The 19,498-nt window shown below is 33.4% G+C and carries 19 protein-coding genes; 16 read left to right on the plus strand and 3 right to left on the minus strand.

Features of this window, described 5'->3' with window-relative positions:
• Positions 1-182 precede the first annotated feature (182 nt).
• The 3 genes from HDR40_RS01740 to HDR40_RS01750 all read left to right on the plus strand — a co-directional run bounded on the left by HDR40_RS01740 (position 183) and on the right by HDR40_RS01750 (position 3,973).
• On the plus strand, positions 183-1,583 hold the full coding sequence (locus HDR40_RS01740) for a flavocytochrome c (RefSeq protein WP_290625683.1): 1,401 nt from the start codon (positions 183-185) through the stop codon (positions 1,581-1,583).
• Positions 1,573-2,499 carry an L-lactate dehydrogenase gene (locus tag HDR40_RS01745; RefSeq protein ID WP_290625685.1) on the plus strand — a complete coding sequence of 309 codons (927 nt, stop codon included), beginning with the start codon at positions 1,573-1,575 and terminating at the stop codon, positions 2,497-2,499. The genes HDR40_RS01740 and HDR40_RS01745 overlap by 11 nt, the downstream gene beginning before the upstream one ends.
• Positions 2,500-2,596: 97 nt before the next feature.
• Positions 2,597-3,973, plus strand: coding sequence for a threonine/serine exporter family protein (locus tag HDR40_RS01750; RefSeq protein ID WP_290625687.1), 1,377 nt, complete (start codon positions 2,597-2,599; stop codon positions 3,971-3,973).
• 42 nt (positions 3,974-4,015) lie between these two features.
• On the opposite strand, the gene HDR40_RS01755 is transcribed toward HDR40_RS01750, so the two are convergent.
• Complete coding sequence (locus tag HDR40_RS01755) at positions 4,016-4,519, minus strand: aminoacyl-tRNA deacylase (RefSeq protein ID WP_290625689.1); 504 nt, start codon at positions 4,517-4,519, stop codon at positions 4,016-4,018.
• Between the two features lie 62 nt (positions 4,520-4,581).
• On the opposite strand from HDR40_RS01755, the gene prmA reads away from it, so the two are divergent.
• From prmA to aspS, 6 genes are all read left to right on the plus strand, one after another.
• Positions 4,582-5,526, plus strand: coding sequence for a 50S ribosomal protein L11 methyltransferase (gene prmA / locus HDR40_RS01760; RefSeq protein WP_290625691.1), 945 nt, complete (start codon positions 4,582-4,584; stop codon positions 5,524-5,526).
• A gap of 38 nt (positions 5,527-5,564) precedes the next feature.
• Positions 5,565-5,927: a hypothetical protein gene (locus tag HDR40_RS01765; RefSeq protein ID WP_290625693.1), complete on the plus strand. Its 363-nt coding sequence runs from the start codon at positions 5,565-5,567 to the stop codon at positions 5,925-5,927.
• A gap of 23 nt (positions 5,928-5,950) precedes the next feature.
• Positions 5,951-8,200 carry a bifunctional (p)ppGpp synthetase/guanosine-3',5'-bis(diphosphate) 3'-pyrophosphohydrolase gene (locus HDR40_RS01770; RefSeq protein ID WP_290625695.1) on the plus strand — a complete coding sequence of 750 codons (2,250 nt, stop codon included), beginning with the start codon at positions 5,951-5,953 and terminating at the stop codon, positions 8,198-8,200.
• Positions 8,200-8,637 (plus strand): D-aminoacyl-tRNA deacylase, encoded by a 438-nt coding sequence (gene dtd, locus HDR40_RS01775; RefSeq protein WP_290625698.1) that lies wholly within the window; start codon positions 8,200-8,202, stop codon positions 8,635-8,637. The genes HDR40_RS01770 and dtd overlap by 1 nt, the downstream gene beginning before the upstream one ends.
• 288 nt (positions 8,638-8,925) lie before the next feature.
• Positions 8,926-10,212 carry a histidine--tRNA ligase gene (gene hisS, locus HDR40_RS01780; protein WP_290625700.1) on the plus strand — a complete coding sequence of 429 codons (1,287 nt, stop codon included), beginning with the start codon at positions 8,926-8,928 and terminating at the stop codon, positions 10,210-10,212.
• A 2-nt stretch (positions 10,213-10,214) separates the two neighbouring features.
• Complete coding sequence (aspS, locus tag HDR40_RS01785; RefSeq protein WP_290625702.1) at positions 10,215-12,071, plus strand: aspartate--tRNA ligase; 1,857 nt, start codon at positions 10,215-10,217, stop codon at positions 12,069-12,071.
• A gap of 59 nt (positions 12,072-12,130) precedes the next feature.
• Here the strand turns inward: aspS and HDR40_RS01790 are convergent, their stop codons facing one another.
• Complete coding sequence (locus HDR40_RS01790; protein WP_290625704.1) at positions 12,131-13,315, minus strand: aminotransferase class I/II-fold pyridoxal phosphate-dependent enzyme; 1,185 nt, start codon at positions 13,313-13,315, stop codon at positions 12,131-12,133.
• A gap of 186 nt (positions 13,316-13,501) precedes the next feature.
• Here HDR40_RS01790 and HDR40_RS01795 point away from each other — a divergent pair, with 186 nt between their 5' ends.
• A complete protein-coding gene (locus HDR40_RS01795) occupies positions 13,502-14,380 on the plus strand; it encodes a YitT family protein (RefSeq protein ID WP_290625706.1) in 879 nt (292 codons plus the stop codon).
• Between the two features lie 38 nt (positions 14,381-14,418).
• On the opposite strand, the gene HDR40_RS01800 is transcribed toward HDR40_RS01795, so the two are convergent.
• On the minus strand, positions 14,419-15,258 hold the full coding sequence (locus tag HDR40_RS01800) for a pyruvate, water dikinase regulatory protein (RefSeq protein WP_290625708.1): 840 nt from the start codon (positions 15,256-15,258) through the stop codon (positions 14,419-14,421).
• A 152-nt stretch (positions 15,259-15,410) separates the two neighbouring features.
• Between HDR40_RS01800 and rpsU the strand changes: the two genes are divergently transcribed.
• The 6 genes from rpsU to recO all read left to right on the plus strand — a co-directional run bounded on the left by rpsU (position 15,411) and on the right by recO (position 19,374).
• On the plus strand, positions 15,411-15,587 hold the full coding sequence (gene rpsU, locus HDR40_RS01805; RefSeq protein WP_002880182.1) for a 30S ribosomal protein S21: 177 nt from the start codon (positions 15,411-15,413) through the stop codon (positions 15,585-15,587).
• A gap of 105 nt (positions 15,588-15,692) precedes the next feature.
• Positions 15,693-16,136, plus strand: coding sequence for a GatB/YqeY domain-containing protein (locus HDR40_RS01810; protein ID WP_290625942.1), 444 nt, complete (start codon positions 15,693-15,695; stop codon positions 16,134-16,136).
• Between the two features lie 33 nt (positions 16,137-16,169).
• Positions 16,170-17,120, plus strand: coding sequence for a PhoH family protein (locus HDR40_RS01815; RefSeq protein WP_290626081.1), 951 nt, complete (start codon positions 16,170-16,172; stop codon positions 17,118-17,120).
• A complete protein-coding gene (ybeY, locus tag HDR40_RS01820; RefSeq protein ID WP_290625944.1) occupies positions 17,120-17,650 on the plus strand; it encodes an rRNA maturation RNase YbeY in 531 nt (176 codons plus the stop codon). Before HDR40_RS01815 ends, ybeY begins: the two co-directional genes overlap by 1 nt.
• A 63-nt stretch (positions 17,651-17,713) precedes the next feature.
• Positions 17,714-18,622 (plus strand): GTPase Era, encoded by a 909-nt coding sequence (era, locus tag HDR40_RS01825; protein WP_290625946.1) that lies wholly within the window; start codon positions 17,714-17,716, stop codon positions 18,620-18,622.
• Positions 18,622-19,374, plus strand: a complete 753-nt coding sequence (recO, locus tag HDR40_RS01830) for a DNA repair protein RecO (protein ID WP_290625948.1) — start codon at positions 18,622-18,624, stop codon at positions 19,372-19,374. Before era ends, recO begins: the two co-directional genes overlap by 1 nt.
• Positions 19,375-19,498: the final 124 nt, after the last annotated feature.

A 19,498-nucleotide genomic window follows, 5' to 3' on the forward strand; every position in this document is an offset into this window, starting at 1 on the left:
TATATTTTTTAATCGATATCAACATAAACTGTTATTATAAGCTTTTTGGAATAAGAGAAGATATATTTTATAAAAAATAAAATAATTACAAAAAAATTTATTAAAGTAAAGAAATTTTGGTAATTAAGTTTAAGTCTTGCTATTATTTAAGGTGAAATATACAAGGGAGGAAGGAAATTTAAATGAGTAAATTTGTTTTTCCTACACAAAGTGTAGATCAGCTAGATGATAATTATGATGTAATTATTATTGGGTCTGGTGGCACTGGCTTAGCTGCGGCAATTCAGGCTCAACAATATGGCTTAAATGTAGCAATTTTAGAAAAAAATGAAAAGTTGGGCGGGAATACTACTCGCGCAAGCTCTGGTATGAATGCAGCAGAAACCGTGGTTCAGTCTCGACTAGGAATTGTTGATTCAATGGATGATTTTTATCAAGAGACCCTTAAGGGTGGCGGATATATGAATGATCGTGGGATGTTACATTTTTTTGTGGAACATGCACCTTTAGCTATTTCTTGGTTAGAAGATTTAGGAATAAGAGTTGATGACTTAACAGTAACTGGGGGAATGTCGAAAAAGAGAACTCATCGTCCTGCTTCAATGGCACCTATTGGGGCATTTTTAGTAACTAGCTTATTAAAATTGGCATATGAAAAAAGTATTCCTATTTTTAATAATAGTAAGGTTACTAAGCTATTAAAAAATACAGATGGAGAAATTATTGGTGTCGAGGTCAATAATAATCACAAGCTGAATGCGAAAGCAGTTTTAATTGCAACTGGTGGTTTTGGAGCATCTAAAGATTTAATTGCTAAGTATCGCCCAGATTTGAAAGAATATCGAACTACTAATCAACCAGGGGCAACTGGCGATGGATTAAAGCTAGCTGAGAAAGTTGGAGCACAATTAGAGCAACTTGAATTAGTTCAGGTCCATCCAACAGTTCAACAAGATACTGATCATGCTTTTTTAATTGGTGAAGCTGTGCGGGGTGAAGGGGCAATTTTAGTAAATCAACAAGGCAAACGCTTTGTAAATGAATTAAATACTAGAAAGATTGTTTCAAATGCAATTACAGCTACTTCGGAACATTCGGCTTATTTAATTTTTGATCAAGAAGTACGTAATCGAGTAAAAGCAATTGAATTTTATGATTCAGTAGGTTTGGTTGTTCATGGAAAAGATATTATAGATTTAGCTGAAAAGATTAATGTTGATTCTAAAAATTTAACAGAAACTATCTCAGACTGGAATCAGACAGTTGAAGATCATGATGATGAAAAATTTGGCCGGACTACTGGTATGGAACGTACTTTGAATCAAGCGCCATATTATGCTATTCATATAGCACCTGCTATTCACTATACAATGGGAGGCATTCATATAAATCCCCATACTGAAGTGTATGATACTAATGGTAATTTGATTCCTGGTTTATATGCTGCCGGTGAAGTGTCAGGGGGATTACACGGTAATAATAGAATTGGTGGAAATTCAATTGCAGAAACAATTATTTTTGGTCGTGAAGCTGGAAAAAGAATCGCAGAGAATTTAAATAAGAGGAGCACCTATGAGTCATAGAAAAGTATTTTTAGTTGGTGATGGTCGAGTTGGCTCGACATTTGCTAATGACTTATTGCAGAATGTGAGAATTGATGAATTAGTTATTAGCGATGTGGTTAAGGAAATTTCTGATGGGGATGTACTTGATCTTGAAGATTTAGCTCCTTTTGTTGGTCAATGTAATATTCGGTCAGGTGAGTATATTGATGCAAGGGATGCAGATGTTGTAGTAATTACAGCCGGTGCTGCTAGAAAACCAGGCGAAACTCGTTTAGATTTAGTTGATAAAAATGTTAGAATTTTAAAGTCAATTGTTCCGCCTATTGTGAAAGCTGGTTTTAAAGGGATTTTCGTAGTTTCGGCAAATCCGGTAGATATTTTAACAACCTTAACTCAACGACTTTCTGGTTTCCCTAAACATAAAGTTATTGGTACAGGAACATCACTAGATACTGCACGTTTAAGAGTAGCTTTATCACATAAAACGGGTATTAATGTTGATCAAATTGATGCTTACGTTTTAGGAGAACACGGTGATACTTCGTTTGAAAATTTTGATGAGGCCTTAATTGCAAACAAATTACTTAGATTTTACAAGAATTTAAACCAAGAAACTTTAAATGAAATAGAAAGTTCTGTTCGCAAAAAGGGTGCCAAAATTATTGCTAATAAAGGTGCTACTTTTTATGGTGTAGCGATGTGCTTAACTCAAATTGTAAAAGCGATTTTCGAAAATCAAGCTAGAGTGCTACCATTATCTGCTCCGATGAATGGTGAATATGGTATTAAAGATTTATATTTAGGAAATCCATGTGTAATTAATGCAACTGGAATTGCAAATATAATTGAATTGAATCTTTCTCAAAAAGAACAAGAAAAAATGCAATATTCAGCAAAGAAAATGCAAGAAGTTTTAGATAAAATAGAATTATAGTTAACATGATTTTAGATCTGACCTAATAAAAGGGTTCAGATCTTTTTTTCTATGATAGAATCATAGATGAAATAATATTTTAATTGGAAAGTATAAAATGAATAATAAAAAAGAAGAAATTAATCGAACGTCGAGTTTTCGTAAAAAAAATAAGTTATCTCACCATCATCACATGCGAATTAGATGGAAAGAATTTTACACCAGCGATAATATTACACCAGCTAAAGATGCTACTTTAGTTGAAAAATCAATTATTGTGGGACATGTGGGAATGATGTTGCTCTCTTGTGGAACAGGAGCATGGCGTGTACGCGCAGCTATGAATACAATTGCAAGAAGTTTAAACCTAACTTGTAGTGCTGATATTGGTCTGGTGTCTTTAGAATATACTTGTGTAGATTTGGATGGGAATAGTTATACGCAAGCTCTAAGTTTACCATCAACTGGAGTTAATACTGCTAAGTTAAATAAAATGGAAGCTTTTGTCCAAGAATTTGATAAAAATAAAGGGAATTGGACAATTGGTCAAATTCATAGCCGGTTGGATGAGATCTCTAAGATGAAATCACAATTTAAACCATGGCAAGTTGGTCTAGCTGCAGGATTAGCATGTGGTGGATTTATATTTTTATTAGGTGGAGGTCTTATTGAGGTTATTTGTGCCTTTTTTGGTGCAACTGTGGGAAATTATACTAGGAGAAAAATGGGTGACCACCATTTAACAATTCTTGCAAATACTGCAGTTAGTGTTGCAGTTGCGTGTTGTATTTATTTTGTATCATTTTATTTATTACATATATTTATGCATATTAGTCCTCGAAGACTTGATGGTTATATAGGTGCCATGCTATTTGTAATTCCAGGTTTTCCATTTATTACTTCTGGTTTAGATATGTCTAAGCTTGATATGAGATCAGGACTTGAGCGAATGGCTTATGCAATTATGATTATTTTTGTAGCAACGGCGGTTGGCTGGGTTGTCGCTTTATGTTTAGGATTACATCCACAGGATTTCCAATCTCTAATGTTAGATCCACTAACCTTGACGATTTTACGCTTGATAGCAAGTTTTTGTGGTGTATTTGGATTCTCAATTATGTTTAATAGTATTCCTAAGATGGCGGCAATTGCAGGAATAATTGGTGCACTGGCAAATACTATTCGATTAAGCTTAACTGATTGGACTAATGTTCCTCCAGCAGCAGCAGCTTTTCTTGGCGCATTTATTGCGGGCATGTTAGCTTCAATTGTTCGACAAAAAATTGGGTATCCAAGAATTGCTATTACAGTCCCATCAATTGTAATTATGGTGCCTGGATTGTATATGTATCGGGCAATGTTTAATTTTGGCCTAGTTTCATTAAATGCTGGTGCATTATGGACAGTGAAGGCATTAATGATTGTTTTATGTTTACCATTAGGTTTGATTACAGCTAGAATTTTAACTGATAAAAAATGGCGTCATGCTGGATAAAAAAGAGTTGAATCAGATGATTCAACTCTTTTTTGGTTCGTATTATTCTTTAAGATCTACAAAAGTTGCCTTAGTAATTTCTTGAAGTTGTTGAGGATTTATTTTGACGCTACGACCTACTTCACCACTAGAAACGATAATTTGGTCATGATCAAGCATCCCTTTATCTAAATAAATAGGAAAATGATGTTGTTCATAAATCCCAATTGGCGTATTTGCTCCATGTACATATCCAGTAGTAGCTACTAATTTTTTTAATGGTAGGAGCTCACACTTTTTATTACCAGAGGCTTTAGCTAATTTTTTCATACTTAAATGCTCTGTAACTGGAACTACTCCTACGATCGGACTAATTTTATTTCCTTCACATACTAGAGTCTTGTAGACCAATTGTTTATCTTCGTCTAAAATGGAAGTATCCATTTGTTTAACATCACCTTGTTGGACAGTGGGAAAGGACATCTGCTCATAGGGAATCTTTTTTTGATCTAACATTTTTTCAACTAAAGTTTTTTTGAGTTTTTTCTTTTTATTTTTTTTCGACATATTTATCACCGTTACCTATCATAACTGGTGATAAACAGTGTGTCAAAGGAGCGTTATATTATATGAAATTATTAGCAATAAAGATTAATTGTGGACACGAAATTGAAGATGGATTAACTTATTTTTTACAAGATGAGTTGAAGGCACAAGGAATTGAAGTAAGAAAAAAGGATGATTTTATTGCTCAAGGTCAATTGCATGATTCTACATTGGTAGAATTGGATGATATTCAAAATCTCCCTGAAGATATGGAGTTAACAGCGTATTTTAGTGAAGATATTGACAAAGATAGTCTAATTAAAAAAATTGAAGCTAAGATAGTAGAAATGAAAAACTATGGCTTAGATACTGGAAAGGTATCCATTAGTACTAAATATATTGCCGATGAAGATTGGAATACTGCCTGGCAAAAGTATTACCATGTGATTGATTTTTCACGTCATTTAGCCATTGTACCTGAATGGGAAAATTATCATCCAACTTTTAAGGATCAACAATTGATTATTCTTGATCCAGGCTTAGCTTTTGGAACAGGAGGTCATACTACTACACAATTGGTGTTACTTGCATTAGAACGTGCCCTGGTTCGTCCAATGGATGTAATGGATGTGGGAACTGGTTCGGGAATTTTGGCTATTGCTGCTTCAAAATTAGGGGCTAAGAAAGTTTTAGCGACAGATATTTCTGATGAATCAGTAAGTGCTGCGCAAGAAAATATTAAGTTAAATAATATTGATAATATTAAAGTAGTTAAGGCTAATTTATTAAAAGATACAGATCAAAAATTTGATTTGATTTTAGCTAACATTTTGGCAGAAATTTTATTGGAATTAATTCCTGATTTAGATAGTCATTTAAATAAAAATGGACAAGCTATTTTTTCAGGAATTGATTATTTGCAATTACCTAAAATTGAAAAGAAGTTAGATGATTATGGTTTTGAAATAAAAATGAAGATGAGAGAGAAGCGTTGGGTTGGACTTTTAATTTCTAGAAAAGAAAAGTAAAGTGCTAGAATTGTAAATAAGAAAAAGGAGGGGAGAGTATGAAAGAACCACATAATTTGGCTAATTTTTTAAAAAATATAAATCAGTTAAGTTATATTCCAGTTATAGGTTTAACTTTATTAGGAATTGCTATATGGGTAATCTGTCTATTACTCCATGTACCGACGGTTGGACGAGTAGGAGCAATTTTTGCCGTATTTAACAGCTTGGTGGCTTATATAATCGGTCGTATTTTAGAAAAAAGAAAGTTAAGTCGCTGGTGGTTGTTACTTTTTCCTGTAACATTTGCAATTATTGTAACAATCTATTATGCTCAATATAATTATTTATTTTGTGTAATATATTTATGCATGGAATTGTTTGGATTGTGGCATGATAGTTTCTATCGTGAGAAGAATTAATTAAATCAGGTGAGGTGATTTTGATGTCAAAATATCATGAAATGACACATGAAGAAGTTTACGAAGAATGTAAAAAGTATATGAATAAGGAGCATTTACAATTTGTTGAATCTGCATATCAATTTGCCAAAAATGCTCATGAAGGTCAGTATCGAGTTTCTGGACAGCCCTATATTATTCATCCGACTCAAGTAGCTGGTACATTAGCGACTTTAAGATTAGATCCTGATACAGTAGCCGCTGGCTATTTGCATGATACAGTAGAAGATACTCCTGTTACTAACGATGATATAAAAGAAAAATTTGGTAAAGATGTGGCCTTTATTGTAGATGGCGTTACTAAATTAAAAAAAATTCAATATAAGTCAAAAACACATGAGGAATATTTGGCAGATAATCACCGTAAGATGTTAATTGCAATGGCAAAAGATTTGCGGGTAATTATGGTTAAATTGGCTGATCGTTTGCATAATATGCATACACTTGATCATCTACGTCCTGATAAACAACGACGAATTGCCGATGAAACTTTAGATATCTATGCTCCTTTAGCTGATCGTTTGGGTATTGGTACAGTTAAGTGGGAATTAGAAGATATGAGTTTGCATTATCTTAATCCTCAGCAATACTACCGTATCGTTAATTTAATGCAGTCTAAGCGTAGCGAGAGAGAAAAATATATTGCGGACGCAATCAAGATTCTAAGAGAAAATCTTGATAACTTAGGAATTGAATATGAAGTATATGGTCGACCTAAGCATATTTACTCAATTTACAAAAAGATGGTTAATAAGCATAAAGATTTTAGTGAGATTTATGACTTATTAGCTGTTAGAGTAATTGTAAAATCAGTACGAGATTGTTATGCAGTTCTGGGAGCAGTTCATACGAAGTGGAAACCTATGCCGGGACGTTTTAAAGATTATATAGCAGTTCCGAAAGTTAATGGTTACCAATCACTGCATACAACAATTATTGGTCCTGGTGGAAAACCTCTTGAAATTCAAATTAGAACTGAACAAATGCACCAAGTTGCTGAATATGGTGTTGCTGCTCACTGGGCTTATAAAGAGGGCGTTAAAGGTGAGGTAGAACAAACAGACGCTAATAAAAAGCTTAATATGTTTCAAGAAATTCTTGAACTTCAAGATGAAACCAAAGATTCTCATGAATTTATGAAAAGCGTAAAAACGGATATATTTTCCGATAGAGTTTACGTTTTTACTCCTAAAGGAGATGTTTATGAACTTCCTAAAGGTTCAGTTCCTTTGGATTTTGCTTATATGGTTCATTCAGAAGTGGGTGCTCATTCTGTTGGTGCAAGAATTAATGGTAAGATTGTATCTTTGGACTACAAACTAAAGAATGGTGACGTAGTCGAAATGCTAACCCAGACTAGTGCGCGTCCATCACGGGACTGGGTTCAGATAGTTAAAACATCTCGAGCACGTAATAAAATTAAACGTTTCTTTAAGACGGAAGACCGAGAGGAAAATATTGAAAAGGGTAAAAATCTTATCGAACAAGAGTTGCTTGATCGGGATTTTGTTCCAAAAAACTTTTTAGATAAGGAACATATTAATAAAGTAATTTCTCATTTCAATTATCATACTGAAGAAGAGCTATTTGCAGCAGTAGGATTTGGTGAAGTATCTACGCCTACAGTTGTTAATCGTTTAACTGAAGATATTCGAAGAGCGGCTGAAAATAAAAAACAGCGTCAGCTTGAAGAAAAAATTATGAGTACTGGTCAACAAAGTGTATCTGAAAATAATACATCAGATGCTCCTGCTGATGTAATGAGGGTTAAGCATAATAATGGTGTGATGGTTCAAGGTGTATCTGATTTAATGCTTCATTTAGCCAAATGTTGTAATCCAGTGCCAGGCGATCCCATTATTGGATATGTAACTATGGGACGAGGTGTAACTGTTCACCGAGCTGATTGTCCAAATATCACTAAAGAAGCAGAGGAACAGGGAAGGTTAATTGACGTTGCCTGGGAAAATATTGCTAAAAATAATAAAACTGAAAGTTACAATGCTGATATTGAAATTTACGGTTTTAACCGCTCACGTCTTTTAAGTGATGTAATCAATGCCCTTAACTCAAAGACTAAGAATATCGTAAATATTTCTGGAAAAGTAGATAGTAATAACATGGGGCATATTTATGCTACAGTTTCTGTGCGGGATGCAGCTCACTTAGATGAAATTTTAAGTCGCATGAGAGATATTCCAAATGTATATGAAGCAAAGAGGTCGATAAATTAATGCTTGTAGTAATTCAAAGAGTTAATTATGCTCAAGTAGCAATTAATAATACAGTTGTTGGAAAAATTAATAAAGGTTTTTTACTGTTAGTTGGATTAAAAGATGGTGATACACCTGATATTGTTAAAAAAGCAGCTGATAAGATTGCAAAAATGCGTATTTTTGAAGATGAAAGTGGAAAAACTAATCTTTCATTAAAAGATGTTGGTGGAGAGATTTTAAGTGTCAGCCAATTTACATTACTGGCTAATACAAAAAAAGGTAATCGTCCAAGTTTTGTTGAAGCAATGCGTCCACCTAAGTCTAAAGATTTATGGCAAGAATTCAATCATGAATTAGAATCTAAGGGATTTAACGTTGAAACTGGTGAGTTTGGAGCAGATATGCAAGTAAGTCTTGAAAATAATGGTCCATTCACAATTGTTTTAGATCTTTAAAAAAATTACTAAAAATTTTATTCAAAGGTTGACTTTAGTTACTTAAAAATATAAGCTAAAAAAAGAATTATCGATGACAAAGATTGAAGATTGCACGGTTCATTTCAGAGACTGCTTGTTTGGTGAAAGAGCAGATGAACTGCTATCTATGACACCTTTAACAGATAATAGTTCGTGTCGCGAGCGTTAATCGCAGCAGGTAAAAGGTGGTACCGTGCTATTTTCAAGCGCCCTTGATTTTTTCAAGGACGCTTTTTATTTTGATTAATATGATTAAAGGATGATTTAATGAGAGTTCAAAGACCAAAAGGAACAGTTGACATTCTCCCAGAAGTTTCATATCAATGGGAAAAGGTGGAACAAACTGCTAGAGATTTCTTTTCACGTGCTAATTATCGTGAAATGAGAACACCAATGTTTGAAAATTATGAAGTTTTTTCACGTTCAAGTGGTGAAACTTCTGATATTGTTGAAAAAGAAATGTATGATTTTTATGATAAAGGAAATCGTCATATTGCATTGCGTCCAGAAGGAACAGCTGGTGTAGTACGGGCCTATGTTGAAAATAAACTTTATGGTCCTGATGTAGTGAAGCCAGTTAATGTTTTCTATATTGATCCCACTTTTCGATATGAACGTCCTCAAGCAGGTCGTCAGCGTGAATTTCACCAAATTGGGATTGAAAGCTTCGGCTCAAGTAGTCCTTTAGCTGATGTAGAAACTATCATGATGGGTCATGATTTATTAGCTGAATTGGGTGTTAAAAACTATGAATTACATATTAATTCCTTAGGTAATGCTCAAGTAAGACAGGACTATCACGATGCTTTAGTAAATTATTTTACTCCGCTTAAAGATCAACTTTCAGAAGATTCTCAACGAAGATTAGAAAAAAATCCTTTAAGAATTTTGGATTCTAAAGCACCGGAAGATCAAGAATTTTTACCGGATGCACCTAAGATTGTTAATTATTTAGATGAAGAGTCTAAAGCGAACTTTGATACCATTATTAATACTCTTACTCAGCTAGGTATTGATTATGTCTTAGATGACGACTTAGTACGTGGATTAGATTACTACACTGGCATCATTTTTGAATTTATGGTTGATGATAAAAGTTTATGGGAATCTCCAACTACTATTCTTGGTGGTGGGAGATATGATCATTTAGTTGAAGAATTTGATGGTCCTGAAACTCCAGCTGTTGGTTTTGGTATTGGTGAAGAAAGATTGATGCTTGTATTACAAAAACAAAATCCAGATTTCTTCATTAATCCAGGAATTGATTTCTTTGTTGCTAATATTGGTGCTGGAACTGATATAAAGGCAGTAGAAATTGTTCGTTCCCTTCGTAATCAAGGGTTTAAGGCACAATATGATGTTGATCAAAAGAAATTAAAGGCTCAATTTAAGAAAGCTAACCGAGTTAATGCTAAGTATGTAATTACTTTAGGCAGTAAAGAATTAGAAAACGGTATTTTAAATATTAAACGTTTATCTGACGGTGAAACAATAGATTTAAGTTTAGAAGACTTAAATGATATGAATTCTGTAATGAAAAAAATCGAGGAATAAAAATGGAACATATGGATAAAAGAACTGATTACTGTGGTAATATTACTGCTAAATATCTTGATCAAGAAGTAACATTATATGGTTGGGTACAACGTGTACGTAACTTGGGTAATTTAGTATTTATTGATTTACGTGATCGTGAAGGTGTTGTTCAAGTTGTTGTTAACAAAGATTCTGGTAAGGAATTAATGGACATTGCCGATTCTCTTGGTAACGAATATGTTATCGAAGTAAAGGGTCAAGTTGTTAAACGTTCAAGCGTAAACCCTAAGATGAAGACTGGTGAAATTGAAGTAGATGCCAAGGAAATTGACATTTTAAACAAATCACAAGTTCCACCATTTGAAATTAAAGATGACATTAAAGCTGCTGAACAAACTCGTTTAAAGTACCGCTACTTAGATTTACGTCGTCCAGCACTTCAACAAAATCTTATCTTACGTTCTAAGATTATGAAGGCAATTCATGAATACTTTGATGAAAATGGCTTTATCGATATTGAAACTCCAATTTTAGGTAAATCATCTCCAGAAGGAGCACGGGATTATTTAGTACCTTCAAGAATTTACCCAGGTAGCTTTTATGCATTGCCACAATCCCCACAATTGTTTAAACAATTATTGATGGGTGCTGGTTTTGATAAATACTACCAAATCTCACGTTGCTTCCGTGACGAAGACTTACGTGGTGACCGCCAGCCAGAATTCACTCAAATTGATATGGAAACTTCTTTCTTGGATGAAAAGGGCGTGCAAGATTATACCGAAGGTCTTTTAAAGAAGATTATGAAAGATGTTAAGGGCATTGATTTAAAGACCCCTATCAAACGTATTACTTGGGATGAAGCAATGAACAAGTATGGTTCTGATAAGCCTGATACTCGTTATGAAATGTACTTACATGATTTGAGCCCAATCTTCAAAGATAGCGACTTTAAGGTATTCTCTGGTGCAATTGCTGATGGCGGTGTTGTTAAGGGGATTGCTGTTAAGAATGGTGCTAAGCAGTACTCACGTAAACATATTGAACAAAAACAAGACTACATCAAGCGTTATCATGCAAAAGGTTTAGCTTGGGTTAAGTATGAAGATGGCGAATTTTCAGGCCCAGTTGCTAAATTCTTAACTGATGAAAATAAAGAAGCTTTGAAGAAAGAATTCAACCTTGAAGGCGGCGAATTAGTAGTTATTGTAGCTGACAAATGGAAGGTTGTGACTGATTCACTTGATCACCTACGTCGTGAATTCGCTAAGGAAACTGGCATTATTCCAGAAGGTGTTTATGATTTTGCCTGGGTTGTTGATTGGCCATTATTTGAATATGATGAAGGCTTAGGTCGTTGGATCGCTGCTCACCATCCATTTACTATGCCAGATGATGAAGGTATTAAGTTGCTCGATAGTGATCCTCATAAAGCTCATGCACGTTCATACGATATTGTTATGAATGGGGATGAAATGGGTGGTGGATCAATCCGTATCCATAAACGCTCAATTCAAGAAAAAATGCTTAAAGCTCTTGGCTTTACAAAGAAACGTGCTTATGAACAGTTTGGTTACTTACTCGATGCTTTAGATATGGGATTCCCACCACATGCAGGTCTTGCTATTGGGCTTGATCGCTTAGTAATGATGCTTGCAGATAAAGATAATATCCGTGATGTAATTGCTTTCCCTAAGAATGCAAGTGCTTCTGAACCAATGATGCATGCTCCGGCTCCAGTTGCTGAACAACAATTAACTGATCTTGGTATTGAAATTGAAGATCAATATCTTGATAGTGTAAAAGAAACTGAAGATCGTCTTGAAAAGGAAGCTGCTGAAGATGCTGCTAAGAATTCGACTTGGGATGAAGACTAAAAGTTAATTAAGTAAAGAAAAATGCTACCAATTAAGTTGGTAGCATTTTTTGTATGTAATTAAAGTGAATTTACAAATTTAGTGATTCGTGTAAGAGCTTCTTTTAAATTTGATGTTGAGGATGCATAAGACATTCTTACGTATCCTTCACCACCTTTTCCGAAATAGCTACCAGGAGTTGCACCAACGTGGGCCTTTTGAGCTAATTCAGTGGCAAATTTTACATCATCTTTACCAAACTTTTCTGGAATTTTGGCAAAGATATAGAAGGCACCTTGAGGAGTGGATAATTCAAAGCCTAATTTTTCCAATCCAGCTTTCATAAATTGAAGACGAGACTCGTAAATTTTACGTGCTTCAATAGGGTCGTTTTGACCATTAGTTAAAGCTTCAACAGCTGCCATTTGAACGTTATCTGTAACTGAGGTCACAAGATAAGAATTTATTTTAGTAATGCTTTTCATAATTTCAGCAGGAGCGGCAATATAACCTAGACGCCAGCCAGTCATTGCATAAGCTTTAGAAAATCCAGAGATTAAAATATTGCGTTCAGGGATATATTGAGAAAGTGAATGATGTTTATTACTTCCATATACTAATTCTCCATAAATTTCATCACTAATGGAGTACATATGGTAAGCAGTAATAATTTTAGATAATTCTTTTAATGTTTGTTGGGGATATACCCGACCGGTAGGATTCGAAGGGTCAGTAAGGATAATTGCTTTAGCACCTTTACCTTCACCTTCTAAAACTTCTTGTAAATGCTCGGGGGTAAGAATAAATCCATCTTTAGAAGTATCAATTTGAATTGGAATAGCACCAATTACCTTAATTAATTGAAAATATAAGGCCCAAACTGGAGTAGGTACTAAAATTTTATCACCTGGGTTTAAAATGGACATGAAAACATCGTTTAAAGCGCCAGTTGCACCTACAGTAATACAAATTTCAGTATTAGGGTCATATTTTACTCCAAGACTACTATTGAGATAATTAGAAATTGCTGCTCTCAATTCTGGCTTTCCAGCTTGGGGTGCATAGTGGGAATCATTAGCCTCAATATCTTTAATAGCAGCCTGTTTAATATGTTCCGGGGTATCTAAGTCTGGTTCACCAATAGTTAGTTTAATAATGTTTGGAATAGAAGAAATCTGTTGATCAAATGCACGAATACGAGAGGGAGTAAGTGAATCAAGTCGATGATTGATTGTAGATGATAAATCTTTAGCTAATTGTGGCATGTGCAAAACTCACGCTTTCTTTTTAAAATATTGTTACTACAATTTTAAGACAAGCCAAATCTGGTATCAATATAAAAAAATAAATATTACTAATAAATAAAAGTATTGATTTTGATTGCATTTTAGTGCTTAATTGTTAGAATATTAAGGTACAGAAAGTGATTGTTTATAAAAAAGGATAAGTGCATGGATCAATTAGAAAAACTTGCGCGCCGTCATAATTATCTTTCAAAAGTCTCTGCAGCATTTTTTTATGCATTAGCTGTAGCTGTAGCATTGAATTTCTTTTGGACACCAGGAAAAATTTATGCTTCAGGTATTACTGGTTTTGCACAAGTTTTGCAGTCTATTTCAGAAAGATTTTTTCCATTTACATTGACGACATCAGTAATGTATTTTGTTTTAAATATTCCATTGTTTATCTTGGGATGGTTTAAAATAGGTCATAAATTTACAATATTTACAGTTATTGCTGTTTTATTAGGATCAATTATGATGAAAGTTATTGCACCAATTAAGATAACTTATGATCCAATAATTTGTGCGATTTTTGGTGGAGTAGTAAATGGTGTTGGTACTGGCTTAGCTTTAAAATCTGGAATTTCTACTGGAGGATTAGATATTTTAGGAATTATTCTCCGGAAAAAAACAGGAAAAAGTTTTGGACAAATTAATATCTTTTTTAATTTGATTATTGTGATTTGTGCAGGATTCGTTTTTGGTTGGAGTCGGGCATTATATACTGCCTTAAATATCTTTATTAATGGTAGAGTAATTGATGCTGTTTATACTCAACACCAAAAAATGCAGGTTATTATAGTAACCGAACATCCTAAGCATATTGTTGAAGGCATTCAAAAAAAGATGCATCGTGGGATTACAATTTTGCATGATGCAGAAGGTGGATTTAGTCATACTGAAAAAACAGTTTTGTTAACTGTGATTGATAGATATGATATGTATGATATTTATAATATAGTTTTACAATATGATCCCTATGCTTTTATGAGTAGTAGTGAAGTTTCTAAAGTATATGGTCGATTTATTGAACAAAAACCTGTATAAAAAAAGCTGGCTTAAGCCAGCTTTTTTGTTAGAAATAACTATTTTGCATAGTCATCAATCCCTAAATGTTCAAGAATAAGAGCTGCAGTTTCTTCAATTGAACGATGAGCTACATTTATCACATAGCAACCTAGCTTATCGTAAAGAGCTTGAGCGGATGCTAATTCTTTATTAATTGAATCCATATTAGAATATGTTGTATCTGGGTCTAAACCATAGGAAATCATTCTTTGACGTCTAATTTCATTTAAAACAGACGGATCATTAGTCAAACCAATAATTTTTTTGGGATCCACTTCATAAATTTCTTTTGGAATATGAGTCTGTGGAACTAATGGTAGGTTTGCAACTTTTAAATTTTTATTGGCTAAAAATAAGGAAAGTGGGGTTTTAGAAGTTCTAGAAACTCCTAATAAAACTACGTCAGCTTCAAGGAAACCTTTAGGATCTTTACCGTCATCATACATAACGGCAAATTCCATCGCAGAAATTCTATCAAAGTAATTTTTTCCCATTTCGTGAACAGCACCAATATTATGGTTAGGATCAATCTTGGTCAGGGTGTGGATATTTTCAATTACGCCAGAAAGTAAATCAACGTATTTCATATTGTGTTCGCGAGCAAACTTGATAATTGCTAATTGTTCTTCTTCTTGAACTAAAGTAAAAGCAATCATTACATTTTCCATTTTTTCTATTTCAGAAAATACTTTTTCAAGTTTTTCTTTATTAGTAATAAATGGATAACGTCGATAAATAAAGTTCACATCTGGATATTGAACTGCTCCAGCTTGTACCATATTAAATGCAGTATCACCGACAGAATCAGAAATGATAATTAAATTTACAGTTTCTTGTTTTTTTGTGTTTTCGTTCATAAAATCACCTCATTACTATTAAATTTTATCATTTTTATAAACTTTTTTTACAATAAAAGCATTAAACTATTGACCGATTTTTGTTGGTTAGCTATAATTTAGATATATTGTTGTGACACATATGTGTCAAGAAATGGAAGGAGGGATCACACATGGCTAAGACAATCGTTCACGAAAACGAGTCTATTGATGATGCTCTTCGTCGTTTCAAACGTTCCGTTTCTAGAAGTGGTACCTTGCAAGAATACCGCAAACGTGAATTCTACGAGAAACCAAGTGTTCGCAGAAAGTTAAAGTCTGAAGCAGCTCGTAAGCGTAGACATTATTAATAAGAAAAAAGCTCTGTTAGATTCGTTTCTATCAGAGCTTTTTTTCTACAAAAAGTTTACAATAGAGGGGTAAAGAGTAAATAAAAAAGAAAGGATTTTAAACTAATGTCATTAAATGATACATTAATGCAAGATATGAAAACTGCTATGAAGGAACACGATAAGGAAGCTTTGACAACAATTCGTTCGATTAAAGCTGCTTTGATGAATTACAAGATTAAGGTGAATCGTGATCTTACCGATAAAGATGAATTAGATGTGCTCTCCACTGCTATGAAGCAACGTAAGGAATCTTTGGAAGAGTTCACTAAAGCAAAACGTGAGGACTTAATTAATCAAACTAAAAATGAAATGAAAATTCTTGAAAAGTATATGCCAAAGCAAATGTCTTTAGAAGAATTAGAAGCAACTGTAGATAAAACTATTCAAGAAACAGGTGCAACTTCTAAGAAAGATTTTGGTAAAGTAATGCAAGCTTTGATACCAAAAATTAAAGGAAAAGCTGACGGTAAGGAAGCTTCTAATATTGTGGGTAAAAAGCTTAACTAAAAAATACAGGGAGGCTAATTAGTGGAACAATCTTTGTTAACCGGAACATTTACACCGACACAACCTGATAATATTGTTAACTTAGTGGGAATTAATGATTCAAATTTAAAGTTAATTGAAGAATCATATGATGTTATTACTACCGATACTGGTAGTGAAATTGAAGTTAAGGGTCCTGAAGTTTTAGTAAAAAAGGTAATGCACGTATTGACCGCGTTAGATAAGGTGGTTACTAAAGGTGTTACTATTACAGCTACAGATGTAGTGAGTGCTGTCAAAATGGCAGATAAAGGTACCTTAGAATTCTTTGGTGAATTATATAATAAGGTTTTAATTAAAGATGCTAAGGGTCGCCCAGTAAGAGTTAAAAATATGGGACAAAAGCGCTATGTTGAAGCTATTAAGAAGTACGATGTAGTATTTGGCATGGGCCCAGCTGGTACAGGAAAGACTTTTTTGGCAGTTGTTATGGCAATTTCTGCTTTTAAAAAGGGAGAAGTTTCTAGGATTATCTTAACTCGACCAGCCGTAGAAGCTGGTGAATCACTAGGCTTTTTACCCGGTGATTTAAAAGAAAAGGTAGATCCATATTTACGTCCAATTTATGACTCACTATTTGCGATTTTAGGTGTAGAAACCACTAATCGTTTAATGGATCGTGGTTTGATTGAAGTAGCACCTTTAGCTTACATGCGTGGTCGTACTTTAGATGATGCTTTTGTTATTTTGGATGAGGCGCAAAATACAACGCAGGCTCAAATGAAGATGTTTTTAACGCGTTTAGGTTTTAACTCTAAAATGGTAGTCAATGGTGATCAGAGTCAAATTGATTTACCAGGAAAAGCTAAGAGTGGGTTGCTTCAAGCTAAGCATATTTTAAAAAATATTGAACAAGTGAAATTTATTGATTTTACTTTCAATGATGTTGTCAGACACCCTGTTGTTGCAAAAATTGTTAAAGCGTATGATGAAGAGGAAAATTAGTGAATAATTTAGATATTTCTTTTAATGATGAAATAGACTTTTTAAAAGACGATACTCGTTCTTGGATTCCATGGATTACTAATTTACTTTTATCTGCTAAAAAAGCTATCAATAAAGATAATCCTCAAGAAGTAAGTATTAACTTTGTTTCTAGTGAAAGGATTCATGAAATCAATAAAAAATATCGTGGTAAAGATCGACCAACTGATGTGATTTCTTTTGCAATCGAAGATGGTGAAGAAAGTGATCTTATGGCTCAATTTGCTGCTGATGATCCTGAGTTTATTGAAGATATTGGTGATCTATTTATCTGTATCGATGTAGTAAAACGACAAAGTATTGATTATGAAACGGGATTTGATCGTGAATTTGGCTATACTCTAGTACATGGGTATTTACATTTAAATGGGTATGATCATATTGAAGATGCTGAGGCAGAAGAAATGTTTGCTATTCAAGGACGAGTTCTACTCGAATACGGGTTGCCACTTCATCCAAATCAGCAAACTCATGGTAAGCAAATCCACTAAGATCTTAATAATGTGTCTTTATCGTAGGGATGCAGCATTTTATAGCGTAAGAAGGAATTTATAATGGAAGAAAAAAAGAATTTTAAATCAGGTTTTGTAGCTTTAATTGGTCGTCCAAATGTTGGTAAATCTACTTTATTGAATTATTTAGTTGGTCAAAAAGTAGCAATAATGTCACCTCAACCTCAAACTACTAGAAACAAGATTTCTGGTATTTACACTGATGATAATGAACAAATTGTATTTATTGATACACCAGGTATCCATAAGCCTAAAAATAAGCTTGATGATTTTATGGATAAGTCCAGCTACTCAACTTTAGATGAAGTTGATGCAGTCTTATTTATGGTTGAGCCAGAGCCAGCTGGTAAAGGTGATCAATATATTGCGGAACTTTTAAAAAAGGTTACAAAACCAATTATTTTGGTTATTAATAAAATAGATAAAGTTCATCCAGATAAATTATTACCTATTATTGATTCATACAAAGATCTAGGTAACTTTGCTGATATTGTGCCTATTTCTGCAAGTCAAGGTAATAATGTCCCTGAATTGATAAAGACTATTTCCAAATATCTTCCAGAAGGACCACAATTTTATGACGCTGATCAAGTTACTGATCGTCCAGAATATTTTATTGTTGCAGAATTAATCCGTGAACAAGTATTACGTTTAACTCATGAAGAAGTACCTCATGCTACTGCAGTTGTAGTTGATCGTATGAAAGATCATGAAGGGGGTAAGCTTCAAATTGAAGCTACCATTTATGTAGAACGAGATGGACAAAAGGGAATAATCATTGGTAAGGGTGGTAAAATGCTTAAGCAAATAGGTATTGCTGCTCGTCAAGAAATTGAAAACCTTTTAGGAGAAAAAGTAAATCTTCGATTATGGGTAAAAGTACAAAAAAATTGGCGTTCAGATCCAATTTTCTTACAAAGAATTGGATATAATTCTAAGGAATTACGTTAATGTCACGTCAATTAATTGAAACTGACGGCATAATTTTTAAAAGAAAAAATTATAAAGAAGCTGATACTTTAGTTAAAATTCTTACGCGTGATTATGGAATTATTACTTTGGATATTAAGGGAGCTTTGAAACCTAAGTCTAAATTAGGAGCGGCAACTTTAAATTTTTCGTATGGGAATTACACAATTAATACTAGTTTTAAGGGAATTAGTACTTTGAGAACTTTTAAGCAAGTAAAACAGTTTGAAGATATATATTTAGACTTAGTGAAAAATGCCCATGCTAGTTATCTTCTTGATTTGATTGATCACGCATTTATAGAATATCAGCCAATTGGGGAATATTATTCTTTGATTACCTTTGCCTTGAAGAAAATAAATCAAGGAGTAGACGCAGAAATTATTACTCAGTTAGTTCAATTAAAGATGTTAAAAGCATTTGGTGTAGAGCCACAAATGAAAAAATGTGTAATTTGTGGTAAGGAAAAAGGTATATTTGATTATTCAATTGAATTAGGCGGTATTATTTGCAGTGATCACTTTGAAAGTAATATCACTCGGATGTATTTACAACCTAAAACTGTTCGCTTATTAAGAACTTTAATGTTAGTGGATATTACTAAAATTTCAGGAATTAATATTAGTCCGCAGTTAAAAAAGAATTCAAAAACAGCAATTGATAAAATTTATGCTAATTATTTAGAATTAAATTTGAAAACTAAAAAGTTTTTGGATGAATTAGGACTATTTTAAGAACATGTAACTAGTTTTTTTTAATAAAAGATGATAGAATATTCTTATATTTTGACAAGTATAAAGGATTAGAAAAGTACTAGTTCAGCGAATGTGGTATGGTGTAAGCACATCTAGGAAAAGG

This window comes from Lactobacillus sp. (assembly GCF_014803895.1).

Coding starts and splice junctions, on each gene's coding strand:
- rpsU (WP_002880182.1), top strand. CDS start 15,411: ATGGCTAAGACAATCGTTCACGAAAACGAGTCTATTGATGATGCTCTT.
- dtd (WP_290625698.1), top strand. CDS start 8,200: ATGCTTGTAGTAATTCAAAGAGTTAATTATGCTCAAGTAGCAATTAAT.
- HDR40_RS01810 (WP_290625942.1), top strand. CDS start 15,693: ATGTCATTAAATGATACATTAATGCAAGATATGAAAACTGCTATGAAG.
- HDR40_RS01795 (WP_290625706.1), top strand. CDS start 13,502: ATGGATCAATTAGAAAAACTTGCGCGCCGTCATAATTATCTTTCAAAA.
- aspS (WP_290625702.1), top strand. CDS start 10,215: ATGGAACATATGGATAAAAGAACTGATTACTGTGGTAATATTACTGCT.
- era (WP_290625946.1), top strand. CDS start 17,714: ATGGAAGAAAAAAAGAATTTTAAATCAGGTTTTGTAGCTTTAATTGGT.
- HDR40_RS01740 (WP_290625683.1), top strand. CDS start 183: ATGAGTAAATTTGTTTTTCCTACACAAAGTGTAGATCAGCTAGATGAT.
- HDR40_RS01750 (WP_290625687.1), top strand. CDS start 2,597: ATGAATAATAAAAAAGAAGAAATTAATCGAACGTCGAGTTTTCGTAAA.
- HDR40_RS01755 (WP_290625689.1), bottom strand. CDS start 4,519: ATGTCGAAAAAAAATAAAAAGAAAAAACTCAAAAAAACTTTAGTTGAA.
- HDR40_RS01800 (WP_290625708.1), bottom strand. CDS start 15,258: ATGAACGAAAACACAAAAAAACAAGAAACTGTAAATTTAATTATCATT.
- hisS (WP_290625700.1), top strand. CDS start 8,926: ATGAGAGTTCAAAGACCAAAAGGAACAGTTGACATTCTCCCAGAAGTT.
- HDR40_RS01770 (WP_290625695.1), top strand. CDS start 5,951: ATGTCAAAATATCATGAAATGACACATGAAGAAGTTTACGAAGAATGT.
- HDR40_RS01790 (WP_290625704.1), bottom strand. CDS start 13,315: ATGCCACAATTAGCTAAAGATTTATCATCTACAATCAATCATCGACTT.
- recO (WP_290625948.1), top strand. CDS start 18,622: ATGTCACGTCAATTAATTGAAACTGACGGCATAATTTTTAAAAGAAAA.
- prmA (WP_290625691.1), top strand. CDS start 4,582: ATGAAATTATTAGCAATAAAGATTAATTGTGGACACGAAATTGAAGAT.
- HDR40_RS01765 (WP_290625693.1), top strand. CDS start 5,565: ATGAAAGAACCACATAATTTGGCTAATTTTTTAAAAAATATAAATCAG.
- HDR40_RS01745 (WP_290625685.1), top strand. CDS start 1,573: ATGAGTCATAGAAAAGTATTTTTAGTTGGTGATGGTCGAGTTGGCTCG.